General features: G+C 55.4%; 16 protein-coding genes. 14 read left to right on the forward strand and 2 right to left on the reverse strand.

Annotated features, from left to right (window positions below; translation table 11 throughout):
- Positions 1–355 (forward strand): hypothetical protein (locus G497_RS20390; RefSeq protein WP_034637859.1); only part of this gene is annotated, 355 nt, incomplete at its 5' end.
- Here the strand turns inward: G497_RS20390 and G497_RS0112170 are convergent.
- Both G497_RS0112170 and G497_RS0112175 read right to left on the reverse strand, forming a co-directional pair.
- Positions 329–565 (reverse strand): hypothetical protein, encoded by a 237-nt coding sequence (locus G497_RS0112170; protein ID WP_027188347.1) that lies wholly within the window; start codon positions 563–565, stop codon positions 329–331. The genes G497_RS20390 and G497_RS0112170 overlap by 27 nt on opposite strands.
- Positions 566–626: 61 nt before the next feature.
- Positions 627–1,349: a hypothetical protein gene (locus tag G497_RS0112175; protein ID WP_027188348.1), complete on the reverse strand. Its 723-nt coding sequence runs from the start codon at positions 1,347–1,349 to the stop codon at positions 627–629.
- Positions 1,350–1,508: 159 nt separating this feature from the next.
- Between G497_RS0112175 and G497_RS20220 the strand changes: the two genes are divergently transcribed.
- The 13 genes from G497_RS20220 to G497_RS0112245 all read left to right on the forward strand — a co-directional run.
- The gene (locus tag G497_RS20220) at positions 1,509–1,664 is read left to right on the forward strand and encodes a hypothetical protein (protein ID WP_156908103.1); all 156 of its coding nucleotides are present in this window, start codon (positions 1,509–1,511) and stop codon (positions 1,662–1,664) included.
- A gap of 71 nt (positions 1,665–1,735) precedes the next feature.
- Positions 1,736–2,278 carry a Rha family transcriptional regulator gene (locus G497_RS18080; RefSeq protein ID WP_051258103.1) on the forward strand — a complete coding sequence of 181 codons (543 nt, stop codon included), beginning with the start codon at positions 1,736–1,738 and terminating at the stop codon, positions 2,276–2,278.
- A gap of 1 nt (position 2,279) precedes the next feature.
- Positions 2,280–2,495: a hypothetical protein gene (locus tag G497_RS0112190; protein ID WP_027188349.1), complete on the forward strand. Its 216-nt coding sequence runs from the start codon at positions 2,280–2,282 to the stop codon at positions 2,493–2,495.
- A gap of 130 nt (positions 2,496–2,625) precedes the next feature.
- On the forward strand, positions 2,626–3,561 hold the full coding sequence (locus G497_RS0112195; protein WP_027188350.1) for a hypothetical protein: 936 nt from the start codon (positions 2,626–2,628) through the stop codon (positions 3,559–3,561).
- Between the two features lie 180 nt (positions 3,562–3,741).
- Complete coding sequence (locus G497_RS0112200; RefSeq protein ID WP_027188351.1) at positions 3,742–4,086, forward strand: hypothetical protein; 345 nt, start codon at positions 3,742–3,744, stop codon at positions 4,084–4,086.
- Between the two features lie 2 nt (positions 4,087–4,088).
- Complete coding sequence (locus G497_RS0112205; protein ID WP_027188352.1) at positions 4,089–5,072, forward strand: major capsid protein; 984 nt, start codon at positions 4,089–4,091, stop codon at positions 5,070–5,072.
- A gap of 197 nt (positions 5,073–5,269) precedes the next feature.
- Positions 5,270–5,710 carry a DUF1320 domain-containing protein gene (locus G497_RS18085; protein WP_051258104.1) on the forward strand — a complete coding sequence of 147 codons (441 nt, stop codon included), beginning with the start codon at positions 5,270–5,272 and terminating at the stop codon, positions 5,708–5,710.
- Positions 5,710–6,138: a phage virion morphogenesis protein gene (locus tag G497_RS0112215; RefSeq protein WP_027188353.1), complete on the forward strand. Its 429-nt coding sequence runs from the start codon at positions 5,710–5,712 to the stop codon at positions 6,136–6,138. Before G497_RS18085 ends, G497_RS0112215 begins: the two co-directional genes overlap by 1 nt.
- A 2-nt stretch (positions 6,139–6,140) precedes the next feature.
- The gene (locus G497_RS0112220) at positions 6,141–6,662 is read left to right on the forward strand and encodes a hypothetical protein (protein WP_027188354.1); all 522 of its coding nucleotides are present in this window, start codon (positions 6,141–6,143) and stop codon (positions 6,660–6,662) included.
- On the forward strand, positions 6,659–7,045 hold the full coding sequence (locus G497_RS0112225; RefSeq protein ID WP_027188355.1) for a hypothetical protein: 387 nt from the start codon (positions 6,659–6,661) through the stop codon (positions 7,043–7,045). The genes G497_RS0112220 and G497_RS0112225 overlap by 4 nt, the downstream gene beginning before the upstream one ends.
- A gap of 218 nt (positions 7,046–7,263) precedes the next feature.
- Positions 7,264–9,021 carry a DUF2586 family protein gene (locus G497_RS0112235; protein WP_027188356.1) on the forward strand — a complete coding sequence of 586 codons (1,758 nt, stop codon included), beginning with the start codon at positions 7,264–7,266 and terminating at the stop codon, positions 9,019–9,021.
- A 6-nt stretch (positions 9,022–9,027) separates the two neighbouring features.
- Complete coding sequence (locus G497_RS18090; RefSeq protein WP_034637863.1) at positions 9,028–9,468, forward strand: hypothetical protein; 441 nt, start codon at positions 9,028–9,030, stop codon at positions 9,466–9,468.
- Positions 9,469–9,647: 179 nt separating this feature from the next.
- Positions 9,648–9,858 (forward strand): hypothetical protein (locus tag G497_RS0112245; protein ID WP_027188357.1); only part of this gene is annotated, 211 nt, incomplete at its 3' end.

The raw sequence follows: 9,858 nt of genomic DNA on the forward strand, positions 1-9,858 counted from the left end.
GGAAACCATTAACCAGTGGACATCACGCCGCACCTACCATGAACTGCTACGCAGCCTGGGGGCAACCCCCAGCCACCAGGCCGACATTTTGAAAAACGGCTTAGCCTATGGCCTGTGGGTGCGCAACTTCGACTCCCTGCTGGCCCACCTTGGCCTGCACGATGCCAACATGCTTAAAGCCATACGCCAAATGCATGAAACAAAACCGTGGCATTCCTACCCGGAACATCTTAGCGCTATGCTGCGCAAAAAAAAACCCGCCATTTCGGCGGGTACATTGCAAAGGCTATTTGCGGAGTTTAAACAAAGTGAAGAAGCGTTCAGTAAACTACTGGACAATCTCATAGAGGGATAACTGCGTGGTCATGCGTAAATCCAGGTCAGCTATCTGCTCCAAATGTTCCTGCACCCTGCCTTCTTCCCCACGCCAAAAATACAAGGTGGCCAGGTGCGCGTGGGCGTCGTCTGGCGTTACCCCATGCTCACGGGCATAGGCAATGTTCTCTGCACAACCAAACAGGTCAAGCAGTTCTTCCGGGGTGGCAAGGGTAAACAGGGTAGACATATAAAACTCCTTAGGGCGAGAATACGAATAGGCGGGAAGAATGTCAAGAGGGTGTAGTGTTTTACGGACGCGCGGGTGCAGGCATGGCAAACAACGTAATTTGAATATCAGTAAGTTTTTTGGCCCCAGCCTCTCTTAGTTGGGTAGATTCCGCCATTTTGGCGGTGACTAACTTAAGAGAGCCTTTTTTGTTTTCAACCAATCTTTGCAGTTCAAGGAAAGCTTCTGTTCCAGCAAGAGCACTTTCATGCAAAAGAATTCGAGAAGCTTCTAGGTTTCCCTGTACACCATCAGGCAAAGCAGATGGAATAGAAAAATCCTCATAAGCTTTGCGCATATCATCAAACGCCAAAGCAGCAGCACCAATAGTACGGGAATTGATTAAATCTCGCCCTCCACTGCGGCTAAAAGCAACAACTTCTTGTACCGCAGGGGCAATTTCTCCATTATATTTACCGTTAATAGACTCTAAACTTTCAGCAGTTTTGCGCCCTTTGATAACAGGGTCAGCATGGTAGTTTTCCCACGCTTCACGCTTTTTTTGAGCCTCTTCTTGTTGTGATGAAGGCTTTTCTGCAACAGACGTTGCTGCAACCTGCTGCAAAGGCCCAGAATCATCAAGCTTGGCAAACAACGTACCTGCAAACATAAAGAGGAAGAAATACAGGGGCACAACAGTCAATCGCCTTGGGTTCTTCAAAAAGAATCCGGCTTTTTTCGGGCTGAAAAGCCCCAAAAACATGCCAAGTAAACCAACAACTGAGAGAAATGCCAATAAGGTCATGCTGTACTCCTTGATATTTTTCTACGTATAAACAATTTTCTACAGGTTCTCAAGTTTCTTTTCTTCCGCTCCGGGGAGGGAATTAGTATTCTCAATTATCGTGAAGAGAATCTTGACATAATGTAATACAAGTAGTACATTTTAAAAAAAGGAGGTGCTGTGAAAGAGGTTAAAGAGGCCATGCTTTCTTTCCGGGTTACAGAAGAAGAAAAGCAGCAATTAAAAGTACTTGCTGCAAAAGAGAAAAAAACATTGAAAGCTCTGGTATTTGATGCCTTAGAAAAGATGTTCCCACACTGGAAAGAAAGTAAATAAAAACAGCCCTTGCGTTGCACGGACATACCACGCAAGGGCCTAACCACAACAGTTCACTACGAGGTGTCATCATGGCTATATCTACTGTATCAAACACCGCTATTGCTGTCGAGTTCTTAGCCGATGGGCAAACCCCTGCCATTTCCAGCCTTAACATTGCTAAACATTTTCAGAAAAAGCATAGAAATGTGTTACGTGATATTGAACAACTACGTGCTAACACACCAAAATCATTCACTGGGCTCAATTTTGAGCCCAGTGAATACACCGACCCCACAGGCCGCACCCTTCCTTGTTTTCTCCTCACCCGCGACGCCTTTTCCCTGCTGGCCATGGGCTTTACCGGGGTGGCTGCCATGCAGTGGAAATTGAAGTACATTGAAGCCTTCAATGCCCTGGAAGCTGCCGCCCTTGAAAATGCCCGCACCGCTGCCTTGCAGGAAGGTATGCGCCTGCAAAAACGCATGACACCAAGCCGCCGCGCCCTGGTGCGCAAAGTGCTGCACTACCATGGCCTTGGCCTTTCCCAGCGGGAAGTTGGCAAACTGGTGGGGCGTAACAAAAGCACCGTGCAAGAACTGCTGCGCGACGCCCGCCTTGTGCAGGGGGTGTAACATGCACCCGCTAACGGAAGTACAGGACGAACTGACAAAAGTGGGCAACGTGCTGGAATTTCTGGCAACCTTTGCCATAATGGCAGCGGAACAGCCAGAACACGCCATACCTATATCCAACGGGGCCTTTGCTGGCCTCTATTATGTTACAGAAGACCTCATGACCAAAGTCACTGCCTTGCAACGGGTGGGGCAAGTGCCACAAACTGCGCCATAACCTGTACACACCATTTACATACCCGCACATCATCAAGGGAGCTTCGGCTCCCTTTTTTGCGTCTTCAATCTCCTTCCATATCTCCCGCCAAAAGGCTGCGGGCCGTTCGCTTTCCGGGCATTATGGCCCCATGAACTGGATAGAAATATTCCGCACCGGAACCCATACCGACAGCGCTGGCACCAGCCGCACCTTCACCGGGGTGCACCTGGACCACATGGTGGCCAGCTTTAACCCTGCCCGGCACGAACCACCCCTGGTGCTGGGCCACCCAAAAACCGACGGCCCGGCCTACGGCTGGGTGCAGGCCATGAAGCGTGAGGGAGAACGCCTGCTGGCAGGCTTTCGCAACGTGCCCCCGGCCCTGCAAACAGCGGTGGATGATGGCCACTACCAAAAACGCAGCATTGCCCTGTTTGCAGATGGTCGCCTGCGCCACGTGGGTCTTTTAGGGGCCGCTGTACCCGCAGTGGAAGGCTTGGCCAACTTCACCACGTTTACCCAAAATGGAACAGAACCCTTTGCCTGCATTGAATTTTCCCTGAACGAAACAGCCCCCACACAGGAGGAACCCATGAACACCCCGCCCGCCAACCTTGAAGACAAGGTGAAGCAGCTTGAAGCAGAAAATGCCCTGCTCAAAGCCAAAAGTGAAGGGGCCAGTGCGGAACGCATTGCCGCCCTGGAACAGGAACTGGCAGCCGCCAATACCGCCCGCACCAAGGCAGAAACAGAAAAAACCGAAGCCCAGCAAGCCTTTGCCGCAGCCCAGCAACAAGCCCAGCAGCACACCCTGCAAACAAAGGTAAACGCCCTGGTGCAGGCAGGCCAGGTGCTGCCGCAAGACACCGCCAAGGTGCTGGCCTTTGCCGCAGCCCTGCCCCAGGGCACGGAAGGGGAACTGGAATTTTCGGAAGGCGCAGGCAAAAAGCCCCTGGTTACCCATTTTCTGGAATTCCTTGGCACCTTGCCCGGCCACAACCTGCAAGGCGAATTTGCCGCCCCCGGTAACAGCCAGCAAAGCGCCCCTGGCACGTTGCCCCCTGACCTTACTATGAAGGTCTAACTTGGGTAGGCTCTGCCTCCCCAAACCCCACCGCCAAGGGCATGATGCCCTTGGAACCCGCATCAACGTTTACTTTTCCGCTCTGCGGAAAGGTAAACGTAAATGGGGGTCAAGGGGCGTCACGTCCCTTGCAGGGGGCTGGGGGACAGCCCCCCCCAATAACATAAAGAAGGAAACCACATGCATGACCCAAAACTAGGCACAATTACGATTCTGGTGGAACGCGCCCGTGGCACTGCCCACCCCCCGGTGCTGGCCACCCTTCCTTTGAAGCCGAACCAGGGCATTCTGCCCTCCGGCTTGCTCTTGCAACAATCTGCCAGCGGGCTGGAACCTTACGCCCCCGGCGGCACCCTGGCAGGCGTGCTGGATGCGGAAGTAGATACCACCCGCCAAGACAGCGGCCTTGTCATCATCCACGGCAGTGCCCAGCTTGGCTGCCTCAAGGTGGGGGCCATAACCCAAACCCCGCCCGACGCCACAACCCTTAACGCCCTGCTCAAGCTGGGCGTGTACCCGGAGTAATAATGAGTACCGACATTCTGCGCGTGCTGTTTAATCGTGAAAGCATGATACGCCGGTTGCAGGCCCTGCCTGCCTACCCCACCGTGGTTATGGATGAAGTGTTCACCAGCCGCCCCCAAATTGCTTCTGCCACCGTGCCGGTGGAAGATGTGGCCCAGGTTGTGCGTACCATGCCCCTCATCCAGCGGGGCGGGGCCTCCATTTCCATGGGGCAGTCTGGCAGCAGCATTTCCAGTTATGAACCGTTGCCCATTTCCCCCCACACCTTTGTTTCTGCGGCAGACGTAAACACCCTGCGCGGGTACGATTCCCAGGGACTGGAAGCATGGGCCACCCAGCGCACCAACGTGCTGCGCCAAACAGTGCGCCGCACTACGGAAGGCATGGCAGCCCAGGCCATTAACGGCACAATAGAATGGCCCATCCAGCTCACTGGCGGTGGAGTAGATGTGTACACCGTCAAGTGGGGCAAACCCGTTGCCGTTACCCCAAAACTCAAGCTAGACGCCGCCACCGCCACCCTTGAAACCGTTGTCACCATCCTTTCAGACATGCGCAAAGCCCTGCGCCGTAAAGGCTATGCTGGCGGGGTGGTAAAAGTATGGGCCGGGGAAGATGCCTACAGCGCAATCCTCAAACTGGCCGCAAGGTATGAGGGGCACACCATAGAAGCAAAAGTGCAGGAAGACTGCATCCTGCTTGGCAACACCAAAATTGTGCTGCGCAATGAAGAATACCCCGACCCCATGAAAAAAGACACATGGGTGCCCATTCAAAACAAAAACACCCTGCGCATGATTGACCCCGCCGGGGGCCACCAAATGCCGTACTGCGCCCTGGACGACTTCGACGCAAAGCTGGCACCGCTCCCCCTGTTCATTAAACCCATTAAAACCGACGACCCCAGCGGCTACAAGCTGGTGGCCCAGTCTAAACCCTTCCCGGTTCCCAATATGGAAGCGATTTCTGAGGCAATTGTGTTGTAAGCACTTTGCAGGGGAAGGGGGGAAACCCCTTTTGCAAAAGGGGCTTTTCCCCCTTCCCCCGCACCCCCAACCCCCTTTCCTCAAAAACTCTTGTCTAAGTCATTTTCCACGTTTCCTAGGTCGTAGGCAGGGCCAACCACTAAACCTAGGCTAAACCTAGGACAAAACTAGGTTAAAAATAGGTTCAAGAAACGCTTATGTACTGCACCCCGCAAGAACTCACCCAGTATGTGTTCCAAAAATACCTGGATAAAATCGAGGCCCTGGAACCCGGCATGGTGGCAACACACATTGCCGGGGTGTGTGCGGAAATAGACGACGCCCTGCGCCCCCGCTTTTGCCTGCCCCTGCACACACCGCCGGAAACCATTTGCCGCATTGCCCGTGTCATGGCGGCATTCCGCTGCATTGGGGCCATAACCAGCATTATGGATACCGAAGGCACCAGCAACAACGTGTGGCTGCCCCTGCAAACACAATACAAAGAAGCGGTGAAGCAGCTTGCCGCCATAGCGGAAGGCGCACTGGACGTGGGCCTTGAAGCCCTTGGCAATGAAGCGGAAAATTCCCCCACCCAGGGCATGCTGGCCAGCAGTGGCCCCCAAAAATTCAACGCAGGGTTCTGGAGGAAATACTAATGGCAGGTACCTCCTTCCGTATGGATATCAGCGCATTGCAAAACGCTGTGCAGCAAACTGTGCAAGCCATGACCAACAGGCAGCAGCTTATGGAGGCCATTGGGGAAGCCTTGGTCAGCAGCACCCTTGAACGGTTTGAAAATGGCGTGGGGCCAGATGGCGCAAGCTGGCAACCTACCCAGCGAGGCGGGCAAATTCTGGTGGATTCAGGGCAGCTCAAGGGCAGCATTGTATATGAAGCCAGCCCAGACATGGTGGCCGTGGGCAGTAACAAAGTTTATTCCGCCATTCACCAGCTTGGCGGCCAGTGTGGCCGTGGCCACAAGGTTACCATGCCAGCCCGGCCTTACCTCGGCATAAACGCGGAAGATAGAGAAGAGATTGCCGAAATGATGCGCTTGCACATTATGCAGGGCCTTGGGCGGTAACTATGCGCGAACTTGCCTTTAGCACCATCACCACCGTGGCCACAGCTTGCGGCCTGCCAGCCACCGCCATTTTCCCGGAACTTGAGAATGAAAATAAGGAAAAAGTGTTCCTGCCAGAACAGCGCATGGAACTGGCTTTTCCAGAAGCTACATTGCGCCGCATGGGCTGGCGGGTGGCCCGCAGGCAAACAGGCCCGGCCACCAGCAGCACCCGCTTTGCCCGCTTCCGGCTGGAACAGCCAGTGCGCGTGCTTGTGCGCGGCACCGGGCAAGCCCAGCTTGATACTTTCTGCACCAAATTCCTGGCTGCCCTGCCTGCCAAAGTGCGTGATGCCGCAGGCAACCCCGTGCGCATCAGCGCCCACCGGGCGGTGCGTAAGGGCTACACCTTTGCCAGCATCCGGGTTGCAGAAGCCCCCGTGCAGGCCCTGCACCTTCAATTTTCCGGCATCATCCATAAAGACGTGGAAACCGGACTCCTTACCAGCATTACCATTCACCCCTACTACGAGAGGCCAAAATGACCAAAAAAAACACAGCTTCCACTGAAACAGACCCCAAAACAGAACCCACACCCCCGGCCCCTTCCGGCACTGAATTGCCCGAAAACACCCCCTCGGCCCCTTCCGGCACTGAATTGCCTGAAAACACCCTAAAGCCGACGGCAGTCGCGAGCGTAGCGAGCCGTGGAGAGAGGGCGGAGGGTGCGGGTGGCTCTGCCACCCCGCACATCTCCACGCAGCCCGAACGGAAGGATGTCGATAGCCTCATTGATAAGGAAGGCTTGCCCGCATGGCACGGGGCTGCCCTGTGCCGGGCGGAAGGCTGGGCCCCCGGCAAACAGGTAACACAACAGGAATTTGCCGATGCATTGATGCGCCTCAGTTCGCGCAGGCTAGGTGGTTAGAAACCCGCGCAGGCCCCCGCCGCCGTCATTCCCGCGAAGGCGGGAATCCAGTATTCGGCTTTTCTTCATTTCATTCTCTTGCAAAAGAGTAAAAGCACTGGATTCCCGCCTTCGCGGGAATGACGGTGCAGGGGCACCAGTAGGGGTAAAGCCTAGGTGGTTCCGGGGCCACAAGCGGTAGCAAATGTCCCTTCCCCCGATAAACAAAAGGATATTACATGACAATAACAGGCAAACACGACGTTTACGAGTTTCTTGTAGACGGCCAAAGCGGCCTTATCCCCGGCGACGTATCGGGCAAAGCCATTATCGCCGGGGTATGCAGCAAAGGCGAGGTGGGCAAAGCCTACCGCCTTGGGGCCAAAAGCCCCGTGCGCGACCTTTTGGGCCTTGGCCCCCTGGCCGACGCGGTGGAAGACGCCTTTGCCGGTGCCGCCGCCGCAGGCAACCAAAACAGCATCCTCATTGCCGTGCCCGTGGCAGGCACGGAAGGCGGCTACATTGGCCCTGTCACCCACACCGGGCACGTTACCCTTACGGCCCCCATGCCACGGGTAACCGGCTACCCCAGCGCCAACGCAAACATTGTGGTGGAAGTGGTAACGGAAGGCGTGCCCGGCATTGCCACCGTGCGCACCAGTACAAACGGTGGCAAAAGCTGGAATGCCACGGCAGCCCTGCCCCTGAATGGGCAACTTACCATTACTGAAGCCGGGGGCGCTGGCACGGGCATTACCTTTACCTTTGCGCAAGATAAAGAACTGCCCCAGGGCGCAACATGGCATTGCACCGTGCGCCTGCCCATTGGCCCAGTGCTGCAAACTGGCCCCGGCCCGGAAGTTGTAGCCAGCGGCACCGTGCTGGCCGGGGCAGAAGTGCACCTGCTCATTACCCGCCAAGGCAAGTGTAATGAAGGGCAGTACCAGCTCTCGCTTGATGGTGGCGACACCTTTGGCCTGCCCCGCACCTTGCCCCTGGAAGGGGTTATCAAAGTGCCGGAAGCAGGCATTACCCTGGCCCTGGCCCCTGGTGTCACCTATGAAGTGGGCACCCTGTATACTGTTACATTGCTCCCCCCTGTGCCCACCATAACCACGGTTATGCAAGCTCTGGAACGCCCCCTGGAACGGCTGGACCCGGAATTTGTCCACGTCGTTGGCCCCACCGACGCCGTAGACTGGGCCGCCTTTGCCATGCTGGCCCAAGGCCAGCTTGAACGCCACCGGCCCATGTTCCTTACCTGTGAAAGCCGCCTGCCAAACGACGGGGAAAACCTGGACGCTTGGGCAGACTGGTTGCTGGATGAAAAAGCCAAGGGTGCTGCCCCGTATGTAAGCTGCTGCCCGTCTTTTGGGGAAATTATGAACCGCGCAGGCCAGCGCCAGGTACGCAATGCCGGGGGGCTGCTGGTGGGTAAGCTCATCAGCATTCCAGTGCAGCGCCATATTGGGCGCGTGCTGGACGGCCCCATAACGCCCCTTACCCTGCCCAGCGGCTGGTCAGACGCCTTGCAAGTCAACCTGCGCGACGCCGGGTTCATTACCGTGCAGTGGTATGAAGGCCTCAATGGGGCCTACTGGGGCGACGACAAGGTCATGGCAGAAATTATCAGCGACTTCCAGTTCCTCACCGTACTGCGTGTGGTGTTCAAGGCCTTGCGCCTCATGCGTATTCAAGCCCTCAAAAGCATGTTTGATGAAGCAGGCGACCCCTTGCTTGAAAGTGAAGCCGCAGGCCTGCACTTCCTCAAGGAAAATCTGGAAGCCAGCCTGGACGTTATGGTCAGGGCCCGCCCGCGTGAACTTATTGCCGGGCTGGTAGATATACCCACCGGGCAGGATATTGTGAACAACGGGGTGGACTGCGAAGTAACGCTTATTGGCATTCCCATCATCAAGCGCATTCGTTTGTTTACCAAATACGTGTACGCAGGCGGGCGGTTCGACCCCCGCGCAGACGTGCAAAAGCAGGTGTAATACCCCATGGCAGAACCAACAGAAGTAACCGTCAACGGCGTCCTGCACGACTGGGAATGCCTTACCATTGTGGGGCCCCACGGCACCTTCATTGGCATTCAGGAAATTAACTACAAAAGCAAGCAGGAAAAGAAAAACCGCTACGGCAAGGGCGGCGTGCCACGCGGCGTGGGCCGTACCAACTACGAGCCAGAAGGCAGCATGACCTTGGACACCGACGAATGGAACCGCCTTTCCCAGTCACTGGGGGCAGAGTTCTACCGGGCCAAGTTCAACATTGTTGTTTCCCTGGAACCGCCAGACTCCCCCAGCACGGTAGATACCCTGGTGGATTGCATGATTAACTCGGTAGAAGACGGCGCAAAGCAGGGCGATGACAACATTCCCAAAAAAATCGACCTGCGCATTGGCATGATTAAACGCGACAGCAACCCGGAATATAGTTAGGAAACGTGGATTAAATAGCACTTTGGGAAACGCTCAGTTTTTCGTTTGGCAAGGCACGAGCTTTTTTTGAAGCAGGAGTGGACTCTTCCGTCCTCGACTGTTTCAAAAAAAGTGAAGTAACGCCGCCAAACGGAATAAATCAGCGTTTCCCCACCCCATCATTATATAAGGATACCAAAATGACCTACGACCCTAGCGACCATGAAGACGGAACAACACAAACGGAAATTGATGTGCTGGAAGCAAACGGCTTCAAGCACTACCCCTACACCTCGGAATTTGTGAATGCTGAAGATACGGAAGTGTGCATCACCCTGCACATTCGCAAACCCCAGCGCCAGCACATTCTGCGCATTGCCAAGGCGGGCAAAGACAAAAGCATGGACACCC

The sequence above is a fragment of the Desulfovibrio cuneatus DSM 11391 genome, from assembly GCF_000430005.1.
Lineage (GTDB): Bacteria > Desulfobacterota > Desulfovibrionia > Desulfovibrionales > Desulfovibrionaceae > Frigididesulfovibrio > Frigididesulfovibrio cuneatus.

What these genes read in the sequence shown, in the direction of transcription:
- G497_RS0112170 (WP_027188347.1), bottom strand. Translation starts at nt 565, where the DNA reads ATGTCTACCCTGTTTACCCTTGCCACCCCGGAAGAACTGCTTGACCTG.
- G497_RS18090 (WP_034637863.1), top strand. Translation starts at nt 9,028, where the DNA reads ATGGCAGAACCAACAGAAGTAACCGTCAACGGCGTCCTGCACGACTGG.
- G497_RS0112220 (WP_027188354.1), top strand. Translation starts at nt 6,141, where the DNA reads ATGCGCGAACTTGCCTTTAGCACCATCACCACCGTGGCCACAGCTTGC.
- G497_RS0112205 (WP_027188352.1), top strand. Translation starts at nt 4,089, where the DNA reads ATGAGTACCGACATTCTGCGCGTGCTGTTTAATCGTGAAAGCATGATA.
- G497_RS0112200 (WP_027188351.1), top strand. Translation starts at nt 3,742, where the DNA reads ATGCATGACCCAAAACTAGGCACAATTACGATTCTGGTGGAACGCGCC.
- G497_RS18085 (WP_051258104.1), top strand. Translation starts at nt 5,270, where the DNA reads ATGTACTGCACCCCGCAAGAACTCACCCAGTATGTGTTCCAAAAATAC.
- G497_RS0112195 (WP_027188350.1), top strand. Translation starts at nt 2,626, where the DNA reads ATGAACTGGATAGAAATATTCCGCACCGGAACCCATACCGACAGCGCT.
- G497_RS0112225 (WP_027188355.1), top strand. Translation starts at nt 6,659, where the DNA reads ATGACCAAAAAAAACACAGCTTCCACTGAAACAGACCCCAAAACAGAA.
- G497_RS0112190 (WP_027188349.1), top strand. Translation starts at nt 2,280, where the DNA reads ATGCACCCGCTAACGGAAGTACAGGACGAACTGACAAAAGTGGGCAAC.
- G497_RS0112235 (WP_027188356.1), top strand. Translation starts at nt 7,264, where the DNA reads ATGACAATAACAGGCAAACACGACGTTTACGAGTTTCTTGTAGACGGC.
- G497_RS0112175 (WP_027188348.1), bottom strand. Translation starts at nt 1,349, where the DNA reads ATGACCTTATTGGCATTTCTCTCAGTTGTTGGTTTACTTGGCATGTTT.
- G497_RS0112215 (WP_027188353.1), top strand. Translation starts at nt 5,710, where the DNA reads ATGGCAGGTACCTCCTTCCGTATGGATATCAGCGCATTGCAAAACGCT.
- G497_RS18080 (WP_051258103.1), top strand. Translation starts at nt 1,736, where the DNA reads ATGGCTATATCTACTGTATCAAACACCGCTATTGCTGTCGAGTTCTTA.